The sequence below is a fragment of the Cyanobacteria bacterium QS_8_64_29 genome, from assembly GCA_003022125.1.
Classification (GTDB): Bacteria; Cyanobacteriota; Cyanobacteriia; order Cyanobacteriales; family Rubidibacteraceae; genus QS-8-64-29.
The window spans coordinates 1-21,861 of the sequence record PXQH01000031.1; the positions used below are offsets into that span (position 1 = coordinate 1).

The 21,861-nt window shown below is 64.9% G+C and carries 25 protein-coding genes, 1 tRNA gene and 3 pseudogenes; 13 read left to right on the plus strand and 16 right to left on the minus strand.

Going from position 1 to position 21,861, the window contains the following annotated elements; translation table 11 throughout:
* A partial coding sequence (locus BRC58_05510) for an ArsC family transcriptional regulator (GenBank protein PSP17653.1) occupies positions 1-279 on the plus strand: 279 nt, incomplete at its 5' end.
* On the opposite strand, the gene BRC58_05515 is transcribed toward BRC58_05510, so the two are convergent.
* From BRC58_05515 to BRC58_05540, 6 genes are read right to left on the minus strand one after another with little or no spacing between them, the layout of a single operon-like run.
* Complete coding sequence (locus BRC58_05515) at positions 276-1,178, minus strand: TIGR00269 family protein (GenBank protein PSP17654.1); 903 nt, start codon at positions 1,176-1,178, stop codon at positions 276-278. The genes BRC58_05510 and BRC58_05515 overlap by 4 nt on opposite strands.
* A complete protein-coding gene (locus BRC58_05520; GenBank protein PSP17655.1) occupies positions 1,159-1,407 on the minus strand; it encodes a thiamine biosynthesis protein ThiS in 249 nt (82 codons plus the stop codon). The genes BRC58_05515 and BRC58_05520 overlap by 20 nt, the downstream gene beginning before the upstream one ends.
* A 21-nt stretch (positions 1,408-1,428) precedes the next feature.
* Entirely contained in the window at positions 1,429-1,944 is a 516-nt protein-coding gene (locus tag BRC58_05525) for a flavin reductase (GenBank protein PSP17656.1), read from the minus strand.
* A gap of 39 nt (positions 1,945-1,983) precedes the next feature.
* Positions 1,984-2,832 carry a hypothetical protein gene (locus tag BRC58_05530; GenBank protein ID PSP17657.1) on the minus strand — a complete coding sequence of 283 codons (849 nt, stop codon included), beginning with the start codon at positions 2,830-2,832 and terminating at the stop codon, positions 1,984-1,986.
* Complete coding sequence (locus BRC58_05535; protein PSP17658.1) at positions 2,832-3,257, minus strand: CopY family transcriptional regulator; 426 nt, start codon at positions 3,255-3,257, stop codon at positions 2,832-2,834. The genes BRC58_05530 and BRC58_05535 overlap by 1 nt, the downstream gene beginning before the upstream one ends.
* Entirely contained in the window at positions 3,254-3,688 is a 435-nt protein-coding gene (locus tag BRC58_05540; GenBank protein PSP17659.1) for a hypothetical protein, read from the minus strand. The genes BRC58_05535 and BRC58_05540 overlap by 4 nt, the downstream gene beginning before the upstream one ends.
* Before the next feature lie 149 nt (positions 3,689-3,837).
* Here BRC58_05540 and BRC58_05545 point away from each other — a divergent pair, with 149 nt between their 5' ends.
* Both BRC58_05545 and BRC58_05550 read left to right on the plus strand, forming a co-directional pair.
* Positions 3,838-4,650, plus strand: coding sequence for a hypothetical protein (locus BRC58_05545; GenBank protein PSP17679.1), 813 nt, complete (start codon positions 3,838-3,840; stop codon positions 4,648-4,650).
* A gap of 74 nt (positions 4,651-4,724) precedes the next feature.
* On the plus strand, positions 4,725-5,609 hold the full coding sequence (locus BRC58_05550) for a universal stress protein UspA-like protein (protein ID PSP17660.1): 885 nt from the start codon (positions 4,725-4,727) through the stop codon (positions 5,607-5,609).
* Here BRC58_05550 and BRC58_05555 read toward each other — a convergent pair.
* Together BRC58_05555 and BRC58_05560 are read right to left on the minus strand one after the other, a co-directional pair.
* Positions 5,606-6,781 carry an anhydro-N-acetylmuramic acid kinase gene (locus BRC58_05555; GenBank protein ID PSP17661.1) on the minus strand — a complete coding sequence of 392 codons (1,176 nt, stop codon included), beginning with the start codon at positions 6,779-6,781 and terminating at the stop codon, positions 5,606-5,608. The genes BRC58_05550 and BRC58_05555 overlap by 4 nt on opposite strands.
* Positions 6,782-6,809: 28 nt before the next feature.
* Positions 6,810-9,237, minus strand: a pseudogene (locus BRC58_05560) (primosomal protein N').
* A gap of 355 nt (positions 9,238-9,592) precedes the next feature.
* Here BRC58_05560 and BRC58_05565 point away from each other — a divergent pair.
* Entirely contained in the window at positions 9,593-10,720 is a 1,128-nt protein-coding gene (locus tag BRC58_05565; GenBank protein PSP17662.1) for an RNA polymerase sigma factor, RpoD/SigA family, read from the plus strand.
* On the opposite strand, the gene BRC58_05570 is transcribed toward BRC58_05565, so the two are convergent.
* Both BRC58_05570 and BRC58_05575 read right to left on the minus strand, forming a co-directional pair.
* A complete protein-coding gene (locus tag BRC58_05570; GenBank protein ID PSP17663.1) occupies positions 10,701-11,621 on the minus strand; it encodes a 2-hydroxy-6-oxohepta-2,4-dienoate hydrolase in 921 nt (306 codons plus the stop codon). The two genes, BRC58_05565 and BRC58_05570, sit on opposite strands and share 20 nt — an antisense overlap.
* Before the next feature lie 192 nt (positions 11,622-11,813).
* Positions 11,814-12,107, minus strand: a complete 294-nt coding sequence (locus tag BRC58_05575; protein ID PSP17664.1) for a hypothetical protein — start codon at positions 12,105-12,107, stop codon at positions 11,814-11,816.
* A 251-nt stretch (positions 12,108-12,358) separates the two neighbouring features.
* On the opposite strand from BRC58_05575, the gene atpD reads away from it, so the two are divergent.
* Positions 12,359-13,813, plus strand: a complete 1,455-nt coding sequence (gene atpD / locus BRC58_05580) for a F0F1 ATP synthase subunit beta (GenBank protein ID PSP17665.1) — start codon at positions 12,359-12,361, stop codon at positions 13,811-13,813.
* 82 nt (positions 13,814-13,895) lie between these two features.
* Positions 13,896-14,309: a F0F1 ATP synthase subunit epsilon gene (locus tag BRC58_05585; GenBank protein PSP17666.1), complete on the plus strand. Its 414-nt coding sequence runs from the start codon at positions 13,896-13,898 to the stop codon at positions 14,307-14,309.
* 53 nt (positions 14,310-14,362) lie between these two features.
* Here the strand turns inward: BRC58_05585 and BRC58_05590 are convergent, their stop codons facing one another.
* Both BRC58_05590 and BRC58_05595 read right to left on the minus strand, forming a co-directional pair.
* Positions 14,363-14,674, minus strand: coding sequence for a 30S ribosomal protein Ycf65 (locus BRC58_05590; GenBank protein ID PSP17680.1), 312 nt, complete (start codon positions 14,672-14,674; stop codon positions 14,363-14,365).
* 135 nt (positions 14,675-14,809) lie between these two features.
* Complete coding sequence (locus BRC58_05595; GenBank protein PSP17667.1) at positions 14,810-15,880, minus strand: Holliday junction branch migration DNA helicase RuvB; 1,071 nt, start codon at positions 15,878-15,880, stop codon at positions 14,810-14,812.
* A 57-nt stretch (positions 15,881-15,937) separates the two neighbouring features.
* On the opposite strand from BRC58_05595, the gene BRC58_05600 reads away from it, so the two are divergent.
* The 4 genes from BRC58_05600 (at position 15,938) to BRC58_05615 (ending at position 17,746) form a co-directional block, all read left to right on the plus strand.
* A complete protein-coding gene (locus BRC58_05600; protein PSP17668.1) occupies positions 15,938-16,702 on the plus strand; it encodes an imidazole glycerol phosphate synthase subunit HisF in 765 nt (254 codons plus the stop codon).
* 58 nt (positions 16,703-16,760) lie between these two features.
* The gene (locus tag BRC58_05605) at positions 16,761-16,964 is read left to right on the plus strand and encodes a hypothetical protein (protein PSP17669.1); all 204 of its coding nucleotides are present in this window, start codon (positions 16,761-16,763) and stop codon (positions 16,962-16,964) included.
* 52 nt (positions 16,965-17,016) lie between these two features.
* A tRNA-Ala gene (locus tag BRC58_05610) sits at positions 17,017-17,088 on the plus strand.
* A gap of 76 nt (positions 17,089-17,164) precedes the next feature.
* Positions 17,165-17,746, plus strand: coding sequence for a Uma2 family endonuclease (locus tag BRC58_05615; GenBank protein PSP17670.1), 582 nt, complete (start codon positions 17,165-17,167; stop codon positions 17,744-17,746).
* 107 nt (positions 17,747-17,853) lie between these two features.
* Here BRC58_05615 and BRC58_05620 read toward each other — a convergent pair whose 3' ends face one another.
* On the minus strand, positions 17,854-18,090 hold the full coding sequence (locus BRC58_05620; protein PSP17671.1) for a hypothetical protein: 237 nt from the start codon (positions 18,088-18,090) through the stop codon (positions 17,854-17,856).
* 58 nt (positions 18,091-18,148) lie between these two features.
* A pseudogene (locus BRC58_05625) lies at positions 18,149-18,295 on the minus strand (HicB family protein).
* An 83-nt stretch (positions 18,296-18,378) separates the two neighbouring features.
* Between BRC58_05625 and BRC58_05630 the strand changes: the two are divergent.
* Positions 18,379-18,966, plus strand: coding sequence for a Uma2 family endonuclease (locus BRC58_05630; protein PSP17672.1), 588 nt, complete (start codon positions 18,379-18,381; stop codon positions 18,964-18,966).
* On the opposite strand, the gene BRC58_05635 is transcribed toward BRC58_05630, so the two are convergent.
* The gene (locus BRC58_05635) at positions 18,963-19,433 is read right to left on the minus strand and encodes a DUF29 domain-containing protein (GenBank protein PSP17681.1); all 471 of its coding nucleotides are present in this window, start codon (positions 19,431-19,433) and stop codon (positions 18,963-18,965) included. The two genes, BRC58_05630 and BRC58_05635, sit on opposite strands and share 4 nt — an antisense overlap.
* Before the next feature lie 102 nt (positions 19,434-19,535).
* Here BRC58_05635 and BRC58_05640 point away from each other — a divergent pair, with 102 nt between their 5' ends.
* Positions 19,536-20,117 carry a Uma2 family endonuclease gene (locus BRC58_05640; protein PSP17673.1) on the plus strand — a complete coding sequence of 194 codons (582 nt, stop codon included), beginning with the start codon at positions 19,536-19,538 and terminating at the stop codon, positions 20,115-20,117.
* Between the two features lie 24 nt (positions 20,118-20,141).
* On the opposite strand, the pseudogene BRC58_05645 reads toward BRC58_05640, so the two are convergent.
* Positions 20,142-20,542: pseudogene (locus BRC58_05645) on the minus strand (DUF29 domain-containing protein).
* A 102-nt stretch (positions 20,543-20,644) separates the two neighbouring features.
* Here BRC58_05645 and BRC58_05650 point away from each other — a divergent pair.
* Positions 20,645-21,226: a Uma2 family endonuclease gene (locus BRC58_05650; protein PSP17674.1), complete on the plus strand. Its 582-nt coding sequence runs from the start codon at positions 20,645-20,647 to the stop codon at positions 21,224-21,226.
* Positions 21,227-21,861 lie beyond the last annotated feature (635 nt).

Below are 21,861 nucleotides of genomic sequence, written 5' to 3' on the forward strand. Positions count from 1 at the left end.
CCGGGCGCGATCGCGGTCATGGCCGAGGCGGGCATCGACATCAGCCAGCAGCGATCGCAGGCCCTGAGCGAGTTCCAGCCCGAGGCCTACGACGCGGCTGTCTCGCTGTGCGGCTGCGGGGTCAACCTGCCCCAAGCGTGGCTGCTGCGCCCTATTTTCCAGGACTGGGCGGTTGCCGATCCGGCCGGGCAGCCGCTGGAGGCCTACCGGCAGGCGCGCGACGACATCCGGGAGCGCGTGGCGGCACTGTTGGCCCAGCTACCGGCCGGCCAGGGCTAGGCGCGGGCCAGTACCTGCTCGGTCAGGCGGCAGAAGGCGCAGATCTCGCCCGGCGTGGGCTGCCCGCACGACTGGCAGGCGTTGAGCTCGACCGCGTCGGCTTGCTCGAAGGGCTCGCGGGCGCGCTTGAGAAACTCAAACAGGAACTGATGCTTGGTTCCGGGGGACTCGCGCTCTAGGTGGTTGAGCATCTCTTTGTAGAGGTGAGAGCGCGTCCCCACCGCATTGGGGCACTCCTCGACGATGTAGTCGATGCCGTTGAGCACCGCGTAGGCGGCGGTCTCTTTTTCGGTCAGGCGTACCAGCGGCTTGATCTTGCGAACAAACCCCTGCGGGTTGCCCTCCAGAATGGGCGTCTGCCGCGCTAGGGCATCGGTGTTCCAGCGCAGGACGTTGCCCAGCAGCGTGGCAGCTTCGTCATCGAGGTTGTGGCCGGTGGCAACGGCATCGTAGCCGCCGTTGAGGGCTTCGCGGTTGAAGAGGTAGCGCTTGCTCAGCCCGCAGGCCGAGCAGGCCGGGCGGCGCGTATTCTGGGCTGCATCCGGGACATCAAAGCCGTAGGTCTCGGCTAGCGAGAGGTGGCGCAGCGTCGCGTTGCGCTCGCGGGCAAATTTTTGCACTTTCTCGCCCGAGGTTTGGGAGTAGCCGCCAATGCCCAAATCAATGTAGAGCCCGTCGGCGCGATAGCCAAACTGCAGCAGCACGTCCCACAGCACCAAGCTGTCCTTGCCGCCGGAGATGGCCACTAGGATGCGCTCGGTGGGATCGACCATGCGGAACTTGTTGATCGCCCGCCGCACCTGATTGTGAAAGTACTCGGTGAAGTGCTGGGCGCAGAAGGCGCTGTTGTGGCGTCGCAGCTCGATGGCGGCTTTGCCCTTACACTTGGTGCATTTCATGGTTGCACCCTCCCGAAACGGCCGACCGGATCTCGAGCTCGGTCCCCTCGGGCACGACCTCATCGGGGGTCAGCAGCGTGCCGTTGGCGATGGCGATGGTGGCTTCTGGGTTCATCTGCAGCTCTTGCAGGATGTCCTTAACGCGACGGCCGCCCGCGCAATGCCACTCCTGCTTCTGCGGCACGGTCATCAGAACCCGAACGCCGGTTGAGGCTTCTTGCTCGGCCATAGCTCGAAGCGATCGCAGCGCCTAGCGCGACGGCCAGAACCGCCACCGTTTGCCTAGCGTAGCAAAGTCGCGCCAGCCCAGGAACAGAATGGGGGTGTCGCGGGCCGGGCGCCGCTTGCCGCGGTGGACGTGCCGGACGTCAAAAATAAAGGGCGCATGGTCGCCATCGCTGGCCAGCTCCTGCACCACCGCCAGCTCAAAAGCGGTCGTGGCGCCGGTTGCGATCTGGGTCTGTTGCAGCGCGACGGCAGGCGCCAGCTCCAAGCCCAAGGCGCTGACTTTATCCGCGTTCCGCCCCGAGCGATAGCCGGCCCGGACCACCGCATGCCGCGCCTGCCACGGGAACAGGTGCAGGGCGGCCTCGCCCAACTCCCGCAGCAGCGCCAGCGAGTAGTTGCGGCGATCAACGGCGATCAAAAACCGAAACGGCTCTTTGGAGATGGGCGTCCACCAGGCAACCGGACTGGGATTGTCGCCCACCACCAAAAGCGCCAGGTGCAGCGGATAGAACCCGCTGTAGTAGCTCGGATCGGCCATGGTTGCTAGCCGCAAGTGCCCCGCCGGTCAGGGTAGCGGCTAGCCGTGCAGCGGCACCGTCCCCAGCGGCAGCAACGCCAGCAGCATCCACGGCCAAGCACCGCCGGTATCGCGCTGTTGCGCCTCAAGCGGCTGTGGGCTCAGCAGCGCCTCCACGCGTGCCTGCAAGTGGTGCGGCTCGCCGCTGCCGTGGAGGGCAGGCTGCCCATCGAGCGGCGTGCGGGCGGCGTGGCGCGCCATGGCAACCAGGGACTCGGCCAGCAGCAGCGGGTCGCACTCGCGGGCCGCGCGCGCGTCGGCGCGCAGCTCGCGCAGCAGCAGCAGCTCCTGCCACAGGGCGCGCGTGCCCGGCAGCCAAGCCGTCCAGGCTCGCAACCAGCCCAGCCAAAAGAACCAAAATGGGTCGCGGCACTCATAGTGGGCCCGCTCGTGGGCCAACACGGCCTGTAGGTGCGCGCCATCGAGCGCTTCCAGCAGCCCGCGCGTCACCACCAACTCGGGCTGCCAAAACCCGATCCGAGCGCTGTAGGGCAAGCGCTCGGGTACCAGGCGCGCCGGGCTGCCTTCCAGCTCAACCACCGGATGCGCGCGCGCTTGCTGCCAGGTGCGCCATCCCCGATAGGTCTGAACCCCCCAACTGAGCGCGGCAACGCCGAGCGTTCCCCAGGCCAGGCCGTAGCTGAGCCAGCCCACCTGCACCCCCAACATCCGGCCTTGCGGCCCCATTCCGGCGATCGCGCCCGCCGTTGCCAAAAGCAGCAGCGGCGGCAGCCCCAAGGCCACCAGCGATCGCTGCCAGCGCTGGCGCAGGGACCCCGCCTGGCTCGGCCGCTGCCAGCGCAACAGCAGGGCCCCGCCCAGCGCCACAACCAGCATGAGCAGATGCATCAGGGGTGCTCCTCATCCTGCTGGCGGCGAACGGCCTCCACGCGCGCCGCGATCGCCTCAATTTGCGCCAAGCTGGCTGCGTCCAGACTATCGGCAAACGAGGCGACCACATCCGGGTTGCTGACCGCCAGAAAGCGGTTGAGCCGCTCGTAGGCCTGCAGCGCGCGGGCTTGCTCGCGCGAGACTAGCGGTTGCCAGTAGCAAACCCCGTCCGCTTTGTCCGAGCGCACCCAGCGCTTGCGGGCCAGGCGGCGCAGCACCGTGGCCACGGAAGCGTACTCCAGCTCGCGATCCGGATCGGCCAGGATGCGGGCGTGAATGGCTTTGATGGTCGCGACCTCCAGATCCCAGAGAATCTCCAGGATCTCGGCCTCAAGCGGTCCCAGGGTCAGCTTTTGCGGGCGGTGCTCGGGAAGGGGCGTCATTGGCGGAAACCTGGCGGACGGCGCAGCCAACGGCCTAACAACCGAGCGCCCAGCGCGCCCAGTAGCGGCAGGGCCATCCCCAGCGCCTGGCCGGGCGCCACCGCGGAGGCAGGGGCAACCGCCGCGGCAGCCCCCGCAGGCGGTACCAGGGCCTGCCCGCCGCTTGCTCCCTCATCACGCGGGATCGTTCGCATGCCCATCCCCATAGGCGAGACTGTAACCATTCCCATGGAGACGGCCCCGGCGGTGAGGATGCCCATCGACACCCCACCCACCGAGATGACCCCCATGGGGATGACGGCAATGGCCACAATGCCGTGCGCCGAGACCCCAATGGCAATAACGCCGTGTGCCCCCACGCCAATGGCAATGATGCCGTGCGCGCCCACCCCAACCGAAACGAGCTGCCGTTTGGATGCGCGGGCTTGCATGGCGACTCCAGCTGGCGGCCGATGAAGCGAAACGCTCGCAATCCTAGTCGGCGCTGCCAGCGGCAGTCAAAAGACAGACTGTCCCAGGGCAGCAGGCGGTTAGGATGTGAGTGGCGATTGCGGCCGCATCGTTGCAAGCGCCCCAGACCATGGAAAAAACGCTGTTTGCCCAGCGAGAGGCAATCGAGGCCCAAGCCCTGTTTTTGGGCGAGGCCATCGATCTGCAAACCATCCAGAACAGCAGCGAGTGCTTGGCCTCCCTGCCGCTGGCAATCGGCGTTGAGGATAGCGGGTGCGCCATCTTGTTCCCCTACGGCGCGGCCGTTTTGTTCGGCCTGAGCGAGGCGGAGCAAACCAGCTTTTTACAAAAGCTCTCGCCGCTGGTGACCGAGCGCTTTGAGGCCCCCGAGACCGAAGAAGTCGAAATCCGGCTCAGCCCCCAGCAAAGCGAGCGTGCCAAAGACGGCATCGTTTGGCTGCAGGCCTTTAGCGTGTCGCGCCTGCAGCTGCTGGCCGATATTTTGGCCAAAACCGTGGTGCTGGCGCACTACGAAACCAGCGTGGCCGATGTCTTCGATCGCATCGAGCCGTTCGCGCTCAGCCTGCAGCAAAAGCAGCGCCACGGCGAAAAAGGCAAAGAGCTGCTGCGGCAAGTGGGCAGCTCGTTTTGGGTGCAGTACAAAACGGTAGGCCGGGTCGAGATCGTCGATAAGCCCGAGCTGCTGTGGGAAGCACCGGAGCTGGAGTATTTCTACTCGCGCCTGGAAGACGAGTACGAGATCCGCGAGCGGCACCTAGCGCTCGAGCGCAAGCTGGAGCTGATCTCCAAAACGGCGGTGACGGTGCTGGAGTTCATGCAGCACAGCAGCAGCCAGCGCGTGGAGTGGTACATCGTCATTTTGATTTTTATCGAAATCGTGCTGTCGCTGTACGGCATGTTCGTCCAAGGCGGCGGGCACTAGCCTCTAAGATGGGGACAAGCTGGGTAGTCGCCTACCCAGATGCGCCACCCGCAGGAGTTAAGGTGGCCCGAGCCATGTTTCAGCGTTGCCTGATCTGCACCGATTTCTCCGATGGCCTGCACCGGCTGGTCAACTTCGTGCCGGAGCTGGCCGCCGGCGGCTTGGAGCAGATCGTGTTTTTATCCAGCGTGCCGCTTTGGGAAGAAGGGGGCGTGCCGCGCGTCGATGAAGCCCGCGTCGCGCGGACCAAAGAACGCCTAGATGAGGCTACCCAAAATCTGCCGGCCGGCGTTGACGTCCAAGTGGAGGTCCCCTCGGGGCGGCCGGTCGAGACCATCCTGCGGGCGCTGGAGCAATACGACATTGACGTCGTGCTGACCGGCACGCCCATTCGCAGCTTGCTGCAAGAGAAGCTCATCGGCAGCACCAGCATGGGCTTGGTGCGCTCCACAAAAACGCCCATCACGCTGCTGCGGCCCCAGCTCATCTCCACCTACATGCGCGAGGAGCTGGCCCTGCGCTGCCGCAACCTATGGCACTCGCTGCTGATCCCCTACAACCACAGCCAGGCTGCCCGCCACAGCATCGAACAAATTGCAAACTACGTGCGCAACGCTGCCCAGAACTCGCATTGGTTGCAGCGCTGCGTACTGTGTTGGGTGGTTGAGGATGGCGGCCGGCGCGAGGCGCTGGCCGACTCGCGCGTGCAGGACGCCCAAAAGACGCTGCAATCGGTCAAAGCAGAGCTGGAGGCGCTGGATCTGCAAGTGGAGACGCAAGTGCGGCGCGGTAGCCCGTTCGTCCAGATCGTCGAAGCCGCCTCGGCGTTCGATATCAGCGCGATCGCCATTAGCACCGACGCTCAGATCACCTTGCGCGATCTGACCGTGCCCAGCGTGGCCAACGAGCTGTTGCGCCGCAGCTGGTACCCGGTACTGACCTTCCCCAGGCACGCTTAAGCGCCGGCCGAGGCAGGCGGGTGGCACTCGCCCAGCAGAACGGGGTACTGCGCGCCCGTCACCGGCGGCAGGTTTCCCGGATAGGCCCAGCGATGGCGCCAGTCCGCCAGCACCGCAAAGGTGATCGCTTCTTTGAAGTCCCCGTCCAAGCCGGCCCAGTCGGTGGTCAGCACCTGGACTGGGGTCAGCAGCGCCTGCAAGCGCGTCCGGAGGTAGGTATTGTGCCGGCCGCCGCCGCACAACAGCACTTCATCGGGCAGCTGCGGCAGGAAGCGGCGGTAGCTGTCGGCAATGGCGGCAGCGGTGAACTCGGTCAGCGTGGCCAGCCAGTCGGCCGGTCTCAACGAATGCGCCTGCGCCTGCTGCCAGCACTGCTGCAGGTAGCGCTCGCCAAACAGCTCGCGGCCGGTGGATTTGGGCGGCGGCTGCCGAAAGAAGGCCTGCTGCAGCCACTGCCGCACTAGCGGCTGGCAGGGGGTTCCCTGGGCCGCCCACTGGCCGTCGCGATCGTAGGATTGCTCCCCCGCACTCAACTGCTGGACCGCTAGGTCCAGCAAGGCGTTGCCCGGTCCCGCGTCCCAGCCCAGGACGCGGTTGGCCCAATCCGGTTGGCGCTGCGCCGGCAGGTAAGTGACGTTGCTGATGCCGCCGATGTTTTGAATGCAGCGATCGCGGTGGGGGTGGCCCAACAGGCAGGCATCGACCTTGGGCACCAGCGGCGCGCCGTGGCCGCCGGCCGCGATGTCGGCGGCGCGAAAGTTGCTGACCGTGGGCAGCCCCGTCTGGTGAGCGATCGCGGCCCCGCGCCCCAGCTGCAGGCTGTAGCCCAGTCCGGCCTCGCCCGGGACCGGCGGCCGGTGGAACGCCGTTTGGCCGTGGGAGCCGATGAGCGCGGCGGCGGGGCAGTGGCGCTGCAAGTGCTGGGCGCCGCGCGCAAACTGGTGCGCCACGGCATCATCCAGCCGGGCCCACTCCGCCAGCGAGAGGGGGCTGCCTTCGCAGGCGGCGGCCAGCCGCGATCGCAGCTCGGGCGGATAGGGGTAGCGCTCGCCAGCCAGCAGCCGCAGCTCCAGCCCATCCGGTTGCTCACCAGCAATCTCGACGCAGGCGGCATCAATGCCGTCCATGGCCGTGCCGCTCATCAAACCGATCGCGCATTGGGGGGTTGCCATGGCCCTCGCTCGCAAGCGACTGCCGCAATCAGTCCATATCGAGCGGGTCAACGTCAATCGTTAAGCCCACCGAGCGCGGGCACAACGCGTGCAGGGCATACAAATCCGGCAGCTCGCCGCTGCCCTCGCGCGGCTGCTTGATCAGGATCTGCCAGCGGTAGCGCCCGGCGACGCGCATGACGCCCGCTGGCGCGGGGCCCAGGACCTCGTAGCCCGCGACAGTGGCGAGCTCGCGGCACTGCCGGGCTACGGCCTGGGCCGTTTGCTGCAGCTGGCTCGCATCGGGGCCAGCCAACTGCAGCAGGATGGCCCGCTCGCAGGGCGGGTAGCTGTAAGCGGCTCGCTGCGCCAGCGTCTGGCGGGCGAAGTGGGCGTAGTCGCGACCCGGCGCGCCCGGCGACCTGGGTCAGGGTTTGAAAGGCCCGCTCGCCAGCGCGGTAGTCCGAGCGGTGCAGCAACCCATCCGCCGAGACCACCCCTACCAGGGTGACGTTGGGGACATCCAACCCCTTGGCCAGCATCTGCGTGCCCACCAGCAGGTCCGCCTCGCCGTGGGCGAACTGGGACAGCAGCGCGCGCTGGGCCCCTTTGGCGCGCGTGGTGTCGCGGTCGTAGCGCAGCGCCCGCAGCTGCGGGAATTGCTCGGCGAGGGCATCCATGACGCGCTGGGTGCCGCTGCCAAAGTGCTTTAGGTAGGGCGAGCCGCAGCCGGGGCAGGTGCGCGGGTAAGGCTGCTGGTGGTTGCAGTAATGGCAGCGCAGCCGCTGGTGCCCCCCGCCAGCGCGGCCGTGGTAGGCCAGCGAGATGTCGCAGTGCGGGCACTCGATGACGTGGCCGCAACTGCGGCAGCAGACAAAGGTACTGTGGCCGCGGCGCGGCACGAACAGAATGCCCTGCTGCCCGCTGGATCGGAGTTGGGCCAGCGCCTGGTGCAGGGGGTGGCTGAAAATGGAACGGTTGCCGCGTTGGAACTCGCGGCGCATGTCGGCCACCGCAATGTCGGGGAGCGCTCGGGCGCCAATGCGCGCTGGCAGCGAGAGGTAGCCCGCCGGCAGGGTGCCGGTATCGGTGGGGGCCGCCCCCTCGCTGGCGGCCAGCCAGCTCTCCAACGACGGCGTGGCCGAGCCCAGCACCAGCGGGCAGCCGGCCAGCTCCGCCCGCCACTGCGCCACGGTGCGGGCGTGGTAGGTGGGGGCGGCGCAATCCTGCTTGAAGCTGGCATCGTGCTCTTCATCCAGCACGATCAGTCCCAGGCGCGGCAGCGGGGCAAACACCGCCGAGCGCGTGCCGATGGCCACCTGCGGCTCGCCACTCAGCATCTGCCGCCAGGCATCGTAGCGCTCGCCGGCCGATAGCGCGCTGTGATAGACCCGAATGCGCTCGCCGAAGCGGGCGCGAAAGCGATCGGTGAGCTGCGGCGTCAGCCCAATCTCGGGCACCAGCACCAGCGCCGAATGCCCGCGCGCCAGCTGCGGGGCAATGGCTTGCAGGTAGACCTCGGTTTTGCCCGAGCCCGTGATGCCGTGCAGCAGCAGCTGTGCGCTCCCAGCCTGCCGCTCGATGGCGGCCACGGCACACGCTTGCGCCTCTGTCAAGGTTTGGGGGGCATCAGCGGTAACGGCGGGCTGCTGGGGCACGCGCAACACCTCGCGCTGCTGCACTGTCACGCACCCGCGGCGCTCGAGGGCCGCGATGGTATGGGTCGCCGTTTGGCAAACCTGCAAAAGCTGGCTGTGCCACAGCTCGCCCCCACGGCGCCGCAGCGCGGCCAGCACCTCCTGCTGCCGCGGAGTCAGATCGGAGGCTTCGGCCACGAACGTCACGGCCTTTTGGCGTTGGGGGCGCGAGGCTCGCGGCGGCTCCAAATACGTCTCCACCCAGCCGCGATCGCGCAGCTCGCGGATGCCGCGCTGCGCGCCCGCCACGCGGCGCTGCAAGTACGCGGCACTGTAATCCCCGCTAGACTGCGAGCGCAGCTGCGCTAGGACGGCCCGGGCCGGCGGCGGGCAATTCGCTTCCGCCTCGGGCGGCAGCGCTTGCGGACGCAGGCGGACGCGGCGTCGCGATCGCCCCAATAGCCCTGGCGGCAGCGCCACCCGAATGGCCTGGATGAGCGCCACGTGATAGTAGGCAGCCGTACGCTCGAGCAGCTGCCAGTACCCGGCTGGAAAGAAGGCAGCCGTGACCACCTCCGCCAGCGGGCGGATTTGCTCGGGCGCTAGCTCGGGCGGGGGCGCCTGGCGCAGGCGCACTACAATGCCGCCTACGGTCTGTGCGCCGAAGGGCACGCTGACAATATCGCCCGGCTCGGCCGGCAGTACCGCCGGACGGGCGTAGGTGTACAGCCCCTGCGCGCCCGGACTGTCCACCAATACATCCACCCACCCCGGCTCGCCGGCGCAGGCTGCCGTGCTGGCTTCAGCCATGGCACGCGCGCTCGCGCTCGCCCGCTGCATTTTAGCGAGCGCGTTGCGACCGGCTGCAGCAGCGCAACCGGATCCGATGGCGGACAATTGCGATCCCTGGGTCGGTCTGGGTTTTTATACTTAATGCCAGCCATTGAGTCGCGGTTGGGACTGCCTGTGATCGCCCAGGGCGAGTTTTGGATTTGTTAACGCGCTCCCCGGTTGGGGAAAACCGTCTGCTACGCTTAATCAAAATCTGGCTGTAACCTGCATTGGTCCGGGCCAGCCTAGCGACCCAAGTGGGAGCACCTGTTGCTTTAGAGCGGCTTAAGCGCCGCATCGCGAGCGCCTCGCTCGCTTTTGTTAAGCACCCGATAAAACGCCATTTACGACCCCCGAAGCCTTTATGAACCTCACGGATCTCTATCCCAACGATACGCTGACGGCTTCCCCTTCCAACGACCTATTTCAAGCCGCCGAAACGGCAGCCGAGGAAGCCGATTTAAAAGTTACCGATCCCGACTTTTCAGCCTCCCACGATAGCGACCCGTCCGCGTCACAAACGCCGGCCGATAGCAAAACCGAAGCCGACGATACAGTGGGGTCATTTTTTAAAGAAATGGCTCGCCACCCGCTGCTGGGTCCCGAGGAAGAAGTCGAGCTCGCGCGCCAGGTCAAGTTCCTCGTTCAAATCGAGCAGCAGCGGGAGCAGCTGCAAGCGCAGCTGCAGCGTCCGCCCAGCCAAGCCGAAATTGCCCAGGCCCTATCGCTCAGCGAAGCGGATCTGCAGCAGCAGCTCTATCAGGGTAAGCTCGCCAAGCGCCGCATGATTCGCTCCAACCTGCGCCTGGTGGTCTCCATTGCCAAGCGCTACCTCAATCGGGGCGTTCCCTTTCTGGATTTGATCCAGGAAGGCGCCATCGGGCTCAACCGGGCAGCGGAAAAATTCGATCCCAACAAGGGCTACAAGTTCTCCACCTACGCCTACTGGTGGATCCGCCAAGCCATCACGCGCACCATTGCCAACGATGCCCGCACCATCCGCCTGCCCATTCACATCGTTGAGAAACTCAATAAGCTCAAGCGCGCCCAGCGCAGCCTCAAGCAAAAGCTGCAGCGCAACCCCACCGAGGCAGAAATGGCGCAGGAGCTGGATGTCTCGCTGCCCCAACTGCGCCAGCTATTGCAACTGCGGCGGCAGTCGCTCTCGCTCAACCACCGCGTCGGCAAAGGGGAAGACACCGAGCTAGTGGAACTGCTTGAAGACAGCGACCTGCAGCTGCCCGAGGAGCAGATGAGCGAAGCGATGATGAACCAGGAGCTGCGCGGGATCCTGGGCGAGGTCCTATCCGAGCGCGAAAAAGATGTCATCTCGCTGCGCTATGGCCTCAATGCCGCTCAGCCCTACACGCTCGAGGAGGTAGGCGCCATGTTCGATCTCTCGCGCGAGCGCGTCCGCCAGATCCAGAGCAAGGCCATGCGCAAGCTGCGCCGCCCCCAGGTGGCACGCCGGCTCAAGGGCTGGTTGAACTAGCCGCTGCCAGCGATCGCGCAAACGCCTGGATGGCGCGGGCGACGGCTTGGGGGCGATCCAGATGCGGCGCGTGGCCGGCGCCCGGAATGCGCGCCAGCTGGGCGCGGGCGATCGCCCGGTGGAACCGCTCGGCATCGCCCAGGGTCCGATCCTGCTCCCCCCAGACGATCAGGGCAGGCTGCGACAGCTGCGGGATATGCGGGGCCAGGTGGGTATAGCCGCCGCTGCGGGTAAAGCGACGCAGGGCCTCGTGCCACCCCGGCATGGCCAGCGGCAAGCTAAAGCAGCGCAGCACCTCCAGCGCCGCCGGATCCAAAACGCCCGTGCGCTCGGCCCAGAACTGGGCCTGCAGCTTGCGCTGGCGCCAGAAGGCAACTGCCAGCCCATCCAGCGGCGGAAGCAGCCACGGCCCAATGGCAAAGTTGCCCGAGTACCCCACGCTGTCGAGCGCCACAACCGCACGCACCGCGTGGGGATAGCTCAGGGCCCAGTCGAGGGCCGCTGCCCCGCCCATTGAGACCCCAACCGCCACCACCGGCTGCCCGATGCGGGCTTGCCAAAAGGCGTGGAGGTGGGCCTTGAGCGCGGCCGGGCCGTAGGGGAGCTGGGGCCAGCGCGCGGTAAAGCCAAACCCCACCAGATCCAGCGCCCACCGCTCGCCGAGCGGAGCCAGCTCGGGCATGAGGCGGTAGAACTCCAGCAGCGAGCTATCGAAGCCGTGCAGCAGCAGCAGCGGCGGCTCGCTGCCGCTGCCCTCGCCCCAACGGGCAAATGCTGTCGGCAGGGGCTGGGGATGGAGCGGCGTTGGAACGGCTGCCCGCTGCGCGCTGCGGGCTAGGGCAATCGCCGCCGGATCCTGCAACTGCCGGACGGCACTGGGGAAAAACGCCGGAAACGCCATGGCGCGCGAGCGGCTCCCTCAGCCGGGATCGTGGCAGGATCGGAGGCAGACCGCTCGACCGGAGCCGCTATGGCAGACGACAACAACAACTATTCCTGGCGCGGCAGCCCCAATGCCGGCTTGGTGCTCACCATCCTGGCGATCGCCGGCGGCATTGCCATCGTGGCGTTGGGCTTTGCCGGCTAGCCGCCGCTAGGACCGGGGCGAGACCGGGTCGTGGGGACCGGATTGCCCCGACAGGCGCTGCGCCCGGTAGAAGGTCACCGTATCGAACAGCACGCTCACCAGGGCGCAGGCACCGGCGATTGCCACTCCCCCCTGCCAGGGGCGACCGCCGCCAAAAATGGCCAAAAAGGACTGCAGCTGCGCCAACCCCGTTTGCGCCGTTTCTTGCCCGATCCCCACGCGCTCGGCCAGCCACAGTACGCCGCCAATCCCGGCCAGGGTCAAAGCCGGTGCCATGAAGCTCAGCAGGGCCGTTAGCAATAGCGAGCGCAGTAAGGGGGCGAAAGTACGCATACGGTGAGCTCGTACGGTAAGGAACTCGGGTGGGCGGCGCCGCCCGAGCGGCAGGGTTTAACATTGAGCGTAGACGCGATGCGCGCGCGTGCACAGGCCTTTGTTAAAGAATGCAAATGGGTGACGGCGGAGTGGTATCCTAAGCGCACGCGGATCGAGCGCCGCTGCGATTGCGATCGCCGGCGCGATGGCACTAGCGAACCCCAATCGAGCTAAGCATGGTCAGTACCCAACAAAAGACGGGCGTCGGCCGGGTCGTTCAGATTATCGGCCCTGTCGTTGACGTCGAATTTCCCAGCGGCGAGCTGCCGCGCATCTACAACTCCCTGCGCATCGAGGGCAAAAACCAAGTTGGCGACAACATCTCGATTACCTGCGAGGTGCAGCAACAGCTCGGCGACAGCCAGGTGCGCGCCGTCGCCATGAGCAGCACCGACGGCTTGGTGCGCGGGATGGAGGTCGCCGATTCGGGCGCCCCCATTAGCGTCCCGGTGGGCAAAAGCACCCTGGGGCGCATGTTCAACGTGCTGGGCCAGCCCATCGACAACCGGGGCAAGGTGTCGGCGGAGGAGACCTATCCCATCCACCGCTCGGCGCCGGCAATGACCGACCTCGAAACCCAACCCACCATCTTCGAGACCGGCATTAAGGTCATCGATCTGCTGGCCCCCTACCGGCGCGGCGGCAAGACCGGCCTGTTCGGCGGCGCCGGTGTGGGCAAAACTGTCATCATTCAAGAGCTCATCAACAACGTGGCCAAGGCCTACGGCGGGGTCTCGGTCTTCGGCGGCGTGGGCGAGCGCACGCGCGAAGGCAACGACCTCTACGCTGAGATGATCGACTCCAACGTCATCAACGCGGACAACCTGGCCGAGTCGAAGGTGGCGCTGGTCTACGGCCAAATGAACGAGCCGCCGGGGGCGCGCATGCGCGTGGGGCTGTCTGCCCTGACCATGGCCGAATACTTCCGCGATGTCAGCAAGCAGGATGTGCTGCTGTTCATCGACAACCTGTTCCGCTTCGTCCAAGCCGGCATGGAGGTCTCGGCGCTGCTGGGCCGGATGCCCTCGGCCGTGGGCTACCAACCCACCCTGGGCACTGAGATGGGAGAGCTGCAAGAGCGCATCACCTCCACTAAGGAAGGCTCGATCACCTCCATCCAGGCCATTTACGTCCCGGCCGACGACCTCACCGACCCGGCGCCGGCCAACGCCTTCGCGCACCTGGATGCCACCACCGTGCTCTCGCGCGCGCTCGCCTCCAAAGGCATTTATCCGGCGGTCGATCCGCTGGAGTCCAGCTCGACCATGTTGCAACCCAATGTCGTCGGGCAAGAGCACTACGACACCGCGCGGGCCGTCCAGGCAACCCTACAGCGCTACAAAGAGCTCCAGGACATCATCGCCATTTTGGGCATGGAAGAGCTCTCCGAAGAAGACAAGCAAACGGTGGATCGGGCGCGCAAGATCGAGCGCTTCCTGTCGCAACCGTTCTTTGTGGCGGAGATCTTTACCGGCCTAGCCGGCCAATACGTCACGCTCGAGGACAACATCAAAGGGTTCAAGCGCATCCTCTCGGGCGAGTTGGACGATCTGCCCGAGCAGGCGTTCTATCTGGTCGGCGGCATTGACGATGCCATTGCCAAAGCCGAGCAGCTGCAAAGCGAGAGCTAGCCGCTTAGCTCGCTTGGGGCTCGGGGGCTTCCCTAGCCCCTAAGCCCTGCTTTGCTGCCCACCGCGATTGAGGTTGCCAACTATGACGCTAACGGTCCGCGTAATCGCGCCCGATAGCACGGTCTGGGACGACTCGGCCGAAGAGGTCGTCCTGCCCAGCACCACCGGCCAGCTCGGCATTCTGGGCAGCCACGCCCCGCTGCTGAGCGCCCTCGATATCGGCGTCATGCGGCTGCGGCCGGATCGAGATTGGTACGTGATCGCGCTGGAGGGGGGCTTTGTCGAGGTGGAAAACGACGAAGTCACCGTGCTGGTCAACAACGCCGAGCGCGGCGAAGCCATCGATGCAGACGCCGCGCGCAACGCCCTGCAACAAGCCCAGGCGCAACTGGAGCAACTCCAAGGCAGCGACGACCGGCAAGCGCAGATCCAGGCCAATCAAGTCTGCAAGCGCGCCCGGGCGCGCTTGCAGGCGGCCACCGGCCAGGTCGAGTAGCTACCCACTCCACCTCCCAATTGCCGGGCGAGGCTGCCTCGCCCGATTCTTAGCTAGCTGCTGCCGCCAAAAACGACATCCGGGAACTGGGCCTGCGCTTCGTCCAGGGTGGCGCGCTTGTCCTGGGACTGCGACTGCCAGTAGTTGATGACTTCAGTGGCACGGTTGAGCAGATTGACGCGATCGGTCTCGTCGATCCAGGGCTTGGCCTCCAGCTCGGCCTTGAGCTGCTCCCACGCGTCCTCGCGCGGCCAGAAAAAGTAGGCCGTGAGCGGGCTGGTGCCTTTACCCACGACGCGATCCACGGCGACGGCAATGTTGGCATCCAGCCACACGACTTTCAGGACAAAGCGCTGCCCCTCAATTTGGGGTTGGGCGGCTGCCTCCTGCGGCGTTGCCTGCTCGGGATGGGCTTGTTCGGACGGGGCGGCTTGTGCCTCCACTAGGAACCTCGGGCGATCGACGGCCCTCCAGTGTAACCGACGCGCGCCCGCTTGCGCTCAACCTTCGGCTAAGTGAGCGCGCGCGGCATCGGTAGCAACCCGCCCGCGCGCCGTCCGCTGCAGGTAGCCGATTTGCAGCAGGTAGGGCTCGGTCACCTCGGCTAGCGTTTTGGCGTCTTCGCCCATGGCAGCCGCCAGGGCATCCAGACCGGCCGGGCCGCCGCCGAACTGCCGCTCGAGCACGGTCAGCAGCCAGCGATCCGTGCCATCCAACCCCTGCGAGTCGATATCGAATTGCGCCAGGGCTGCCGCCGCCAGCTCGGCATCGATGGCGGGCTGCGACTGCACTTGGGCATAGTCCCGGACGCGCCGCAGCAGCCGGTTGGCAATGCGGGGCGTGCCGCGAGCGCGGCGCGCGATTTCGTGCGCCCCGGCCTCAGTAATGGCAATCTCGCGGATCTGGGCCGAGCGCTGCACGATTTGGCTCAGCTCGGCTGGGGTGTAGAAGCGCAGCCGCTGCACTAGCCCAAAGCGATCGCGCAGCGGTGAGGTGAGCGCCCCCACCCGCGTCGTCGCCCCGACCAGGGTGAACGGGGCCAGCGAGAGGTGGCGCGTGTGCGCGCTCTGCCCCTTGCCGATGGTGAGCTCGATCCGCGCCTCTTCCATCGCTGGGTAGAGCAGCTCTTCCGTGATGTGGTTGAGGCGATGGATCTCGTCCACAAACAGGATGTCGCCCGGGTTGAGGTTGACCAGGATGCCGGTAATATCGCGCGGGCGCTCCAGGGCCGGCGCCGTGGCAATCTTGCAGGTGACGCCCATCTCGGCAGCCAGGATGGTGGCGATGGTGGTTTTGCCCAGCCCGGGCGGGCCGTACAGCAGCAGGTGATCCAGCGCTTCCTGGCGCGCGCGGGCGGCTTGCAGGGCAATGGAGAGGACCGATTTCAACTCCTGCTGTCCGATATAATCAGCCAGGCGGTGGGGGCGGACGCGATCGTCGCTCGCCGCCTCAGCGCCGGCCGAGCTCTGCAGCAAGCCATCGGCAGCGGCAGAGCGCTGCGGCGCCTCGCCTTGCTGGGATGCCGCTTCCCGGGAGTGCGATGCGGAAGGCCCAGAGCGTTTGATTGCCATAGCGCGCTCGCGCTGCCTCAACGGCCGCCATTGGCCTCTTATTGTAAACAGTCCGCCATGCTCGCCAAGCGAATCGTGCCCTGCCTGGATGTGGATGCCGGCCGCGTGGTCAAGGGCGTCAACTTTGGCGGGCTGCGCGATGCCGGCGACCCGGTGGAGCTGGCGCGGGCTTACGATACCGCCGGGGCCGATGAGCTGGTGTTTCTAGACATTACCGCCACCCACCAGGGGCGCGGCACCTTGGTGGCGGTGGTCTATCGCGCCGCCGAGCAGACCTTTATTCCGCTGACCGTGGGGGGCGGGATCGCGAGCTTAGAGCAGATTAAAGAATTGTTAAGAGCGGGGGCCGATAAGGTCAGCATCAACTCGGCTGCCGTACGCGATCCCAGCTTGGTCGATCGCGCCAGCGCCCGCTTCGGCCGGCAGTGTATTGCCATTGCGATCGATGCGCGGCAGCGGCCAGCGGCGGACGGCTGGGATGTGTACGTGCGCGGCGGCCGCCAGAACGCCGGCCTCGATGCCCTTGCCTGGGCGCAGGAGCTCGAGCAACGCGGGGCGGGCGAGCTGCTGGTCACCAGCATGGATGCCGATGGTACCCAGGCCGGCTACGATCTAGCCCTCACGCGTGCCATTGCCGAGCGGGTCGAGATTCCGGTTATTGCCTCAGGTGGGGCCGGCCAGCTCGGTCACATTGGTGATGCCCTGACCGAAGGCGGCGCTCAAGCAGCCCTGCTGGCCTCGCTCCTGCACTACGGCCAGCTCACGGTGGCCCAAATCAAGCAGCACCTAGCCCAGCGCCAAATTCCCGTCCGCCTGGTCTAGCCCGGCACGTCCCGGGTTTGTATTAGAATGAAACCACAAATATTACGCTTCGTAAACGATGCTAGTGGCCATTCTAATTTTCGACGCTGCGCTCGTCGCTTGGTCGCTGCATTTGATGCGCGAAGCCATTACCCATCGCGAGTTCTCGCTCATGCTGGCAGGGATGCTGGTTGCCCTGTCGGCCTCGGCGTTGCTGCTGGTGTATTTCATCATGAGCGATTGCATGAGCTATCTGTCCCAGTCGCCGGCTTTGGGGGCTTGAGGCCCTTGACGCAGGCTGCCATCCGCGGCAGGATAACGGGCGTGACAAGTGCGGGGCTATAGCTCAGCGGTAGAGCGCCTCAATGGCATTGAGGAGGTCAGCGGTTCGAATCCGCTTAGCTCCATAAATACTATGATTGGGTTCCTCTCGGGCGATCGCGGCTAGGCTAGATCGCACCAAGATAATGCCCGAGCGCCGCCATGCCCGCCATTGAAGTCCCGGAGCGCTTCCAGCTCACCCCCGAGCAATTCGAACGCCTAGCGCTGACCAATGAGACAGTGCGGCTGGAGCTTACGGCCAAAGGGGAACTGCTGGTGATGCCGCCCACCGGCTTTGAGACTGGCGATCGCAACTCCGAGATCAATGCTCAACTGCGACTGTGGGCCAATCGCAATAGCACGGGACGGGTGGTTGACTCATCGACCCTATTTGCTCTGCCCAACGGGGCCCGGCGATCGCCGGATGCGGCCTGGGTCAGCAACCAGCGAATCGCCGCCCTGACCAAAGCGCAGCGTCAAGGCATCCCCCCGGTGGTCCCCGACTTTGTTATTGAGCTAGCCAGCCCTAGCGACCTGGAAGTTCAGCGCTACGCGGACCTTCAAGCCAAGGTGCAGGAGTACATCGACAATGGGACGCGCCTGGGCTGGCTGATTGAGCCCGAGGTCCGGCGGGTCGAGATCTACTGTCCCGGCCAGGAAGCGACCGTCCTTGAGGATCCCAAGACCCTGTCCGGGGAGGATGTGCTGCCGGGTTTTGAGCTGGATCTGAGTGCCGCTTGGTAGGACTGCACCGAGCGAGGTCTTGGGAATCGCGCATGGAGCCAAGTGGCGCTAGCGCAATTCTTCTATAGCAAAACTACCTGATTCGTGAACGGAGAGTGCACCCATACTTAAACGCCTAAATTTTCCTTTTCGAGGGACTTTTGGAGATTTGTATCGCTGCCGCTCAACGTTCCCTTCTTAAGAGACTTGCCCGAATGGACGGGGACTGGGAAAGTCGTGACGGTCCCATCAGCTTCCTCGCGGCGAAGTTGGACGTGGCTACCCCGCTGGCGGACCACCTCAAACCCGGCTTTTCGCAGCGCACACACTAGCTCCGCTCCAGTTATTTGCGGCAGCTTAGCCACTGGGTGAAACTTCAATCTCGCGGTGGAGTACCTGAAGCAACTCTACTGCACTACCGAGTTCTGCCAGATGGAGCTCGGCAGCCTCGCGCAGGTTGGCTAAGCCTTCCGACTCACTCTCACCCTGGGTGTAAATATCCAGTTCCGGACAGTAAACCGCATACCCGCCTTCTGGTTCTGCAATCAACTCGGCAGAAAGACGCAACATGGCTGAACTCCAATGTGCTCCTGTTAGGGTAGCGCGATCGCGGCTAAGCTGGATCGCACCGAGGTAATGCCCGAGGCGCCGCCATGCCCGCTATTGAAATCCCGGAGCGCTTCCAGCTCACCCCGGAGCAGTTCGACCGGCTGGCGCCAGCCAATGAGACAGTGCGGCTGGAGCTAACGGCCACTGGAGAGTTGCTAGTCATGCCGCCTACCGGCTTTGAGACAGGCGGGCGCAATGCGCGCATTACGGCTCAACTCGCGACATGGGCTGATCGCGATGGCACCGGCCGGGTAGTTGACTCCTCGACCCTGTTTGCCCTGCCCAACGGCGCGCGGCGATCGCCGGATGCGGCCTGGATTAGCAACCAGCGGATCGCTGCCCTAACCCAAAAACAGCGCCAAGGCATCCCCCCGCTAGTCCCTGACTTGGTTGTTGAGCTAGCTAGCCCCAGCGACTTGGCGATCCAGCGTTACGCGGACTTGCAGACCAAAATGCAGGAATATATTGACAATGGGACACAGTTGGGTTGGCTAATTGAGCCCGAGACCCAACGCGTGGAGATTTACCGGCCGGGACAGCAAGCCAGCATCCTTGAAGCGCCCCAAACGCTCTCAGGCGAGGACATCCTGCCGGGCTTTGAGCTGGATCTGAGCGCCATTTGGTCGCGCTAGGTCCCATTGGGCGCGGCGGCACTGGGCCAGAAGTTCTCATCGATTGCCTGCTCCGGTGCAAACGGCGGTGAGGCGGGGAATCGTTCCAGCGGTAGCTCGGTTTCGTCAGCAGCCAGCTGGCGCGCAATGGCGTATTCGTCCTCAAATTGGGCTTGTAGGTGAAGCCGGAGGCTGGGACTATCAGTGAGCTGACGGCGAATCCGCCGGCGGTGCTCTCGGATGGTCGCCCGCCAGCTTCCCGTACGCTGCTCGGGTTGGCAGTGCCACTTGAGTAGGTGTTGCAACACCACGCGCAAATTGCTCTCCAGTGCCCGCTTTTCGCTACGGCCCATATCGGCCAGTTCTTCAATCAGATTGGCGCAATCGAGGGCATCGTATGCCCCGTCGCACAAACGGACGATCGTCTCGTCCAGCCAGCGGAGGTAGTCCGTTTGGTAGAGCTGGGCGAGGTCTTGGGTTGGGCGCATGGCGGCAAGCAGCGCTCGCAAGGGATAGCGCAATCCTAGCGCGGCCGGAAACGCGGCTGCGGCTAAGCTGGATCGCACCGAGGTCATGCCTAAGGCGCTGCCATGCCTGCTATTGAAGTTCCGGAGCGCTTCCAGCTCACCCCCGAGCAGTTCGATCACCTGGCGCTGGCCAATGAGACAGTGCGGCTGGAGCTAACGGCCCAAGGGGAACTGCTGGTCATGCCCCCAACGGGCGGAACGTCCAGCCAGCGCAACTTCGAGCTTTATCTGGATCTGGGGAATTGGAACCGCCGGACCCGGCTTGGCGTTGCCTTCGATTCCAATGGCGTGTTTGCCCTGCCTAATGGGGCACGGCGATCGCCTGACGTGTCCTGGGTGGCGCTAAGCCGCTGGCAGGCCCTAACGGCCGAGGAACAAGCAGGCTTTGCGCCCTTAGCGCCCGACTTTGTTATCGAACTCGCCAGCCCCAGTGACCTGGCGGTCCAGCGCTACGCGGACTTGCAGGCCAAAATGCAGGAATACATCGATAATGGAACGCGGTTGGGTTGGCTGCTCGAGCCCGAGACCCAGCGCGTGGAAATTTACCGACCGGGGCAGCAAGCTACCATCCTTGAAGCGCCCCAAACGCTCTCGGGCGAGGACGTGCTGCCAGGCTTTGAGCTGGATCTGAGCGCCGTCTGGTAGCGCCAGGCTCCCTTGATCGCGCCATCAACCGTCGCTGGGCCACCAGTCCGGGTCCAGGATTCGCCAGGGATCGAACGGGCACTGCTTTCGTAGCTTTTGGCCCAGGCTTGCTCGTACTCGGCTTTGAGGCTGGCACTTTGCTCGATGGCATCCAACAGCCGATCGCGGTGCTCGTTGATAGTACGCGACCAGCCTTCCGTCCGCCGCTCGGGTTAGTAGCACCATTTCAGCAAGTGCGTTAGCAGGACCCGTTGGTTGCTTTTGAGGGCATTGCGTTCATTGCGGCCCATGGCCTCCAGTTCCTCGATCAGGTTGGGCCAGTCCAGGCCCTCGAACTGGCCGGAACGCAACCGCTCAACTGTCTCATCCAGCCAGTGGAGGTAGTCCGTTTGGTAGAGCTGGGCAAGGTCTTGGGTTTGGCGCATGGCGGCAAGCAGCGCTTGCAGGGGCTAGCGCAATCCTAGCGCGGCCGGAAACGCGGCTGCGGCTAAGCTGGATCGCATCGAGACCGATCGCAAGGCGCTGCCATGCCTGCTATTGAAGTTCCGGAGCGCTTCCAGCTCACCCCCGAGCAGTTCGATCGCCTAGCGCTGGCCAATGAGACAGTGCGGCTGGAGCTAACGGCCCAAGGGGAACTGCTCGTTATGCCCCCAACTGGCGGCATGGCCGGCGAGTACAACTTTGAGCTTTATCTCGATTTGGGGATTTGGAACCGGCGAACGCGGTTGGGCTACGCTTACGACTCCTCAACCCTGTTTGTGCTACCCAACGGCGCGCGGCGATCGCCGGATGTGGCCTGGGTCGAGCGGAGCCGCCGGGAGGCGCTGACACCCCAGCAATGGAGGGGCTTTTTGCCGCTAGCGCCGGACTTTGTCATTGAGTTGGCCAGCCCCAGCGACTTGGCGGTCCAGCGCTATGCAGACCTGCAGGCGAAGATGCAGGAATATATTGACAACGGGACGCGGTTGGGTTGGCTAATTGAGTCCGAGAGCCAGCGCGTGGAGATTTACCGGCCAGAGCAGCAGGCCACGATCCGCGAAGCGCCCCAAACGCTCTCGGGCGAGGATGTATTGCCAGGCTTTGAGCTAGACCTGAGCGCCATTGGGTAGGGCTGCGCCGATTGGAATTGCGATGGAGGCAAGCGGCACTTGCGATCGCTAGCGCCGTTCTTCGCGTATCGGCCCACAGCGCGCGCTGTGTTAACTTCTAATACCAATTCTCGTGGCTTGTGCACTAGATTGCGACCTTCTAAACTCTCTCAATATGGGAATCATGCTGTTTGGCAAGCGTGCATCTGCTGCTCAAATTGGTATAAGTAACAGTCAAGGCCGCTACTAGCGAGTAACTGTTAGGGCTTTCCTGCTTTAGTACGCCTCTAATTGCTGGCAAGGCGCTGCATATGAGACCACAAGAAACCGGAGCCGCGGACCAGCCTGCTCAACGCCAAACGCAGATCCAAAAAGACACAAATTCCGCCCAAGGTGAAACTGGGGCGGAAACCCAAATGTCCTTTAAAACGGTTGACCGTAAAAAGGCTTGGCGTGCTTACCGCGAGTGCTGCGGTAAGTACGGAGAGGCTCTTCGGGAGTTGGCTAAGCATTGACCGACGAGCCTTTATGGATAAGTTCTGAACTGGTCCTCGAATTTCACGAAGACCAGTTATTGTATTTTGGTGGTGGTGCTAAAGGTGTAATACCAATTTGAGCAGCGGATGCACGCTTATCAAAGAACATGACTCCCATAT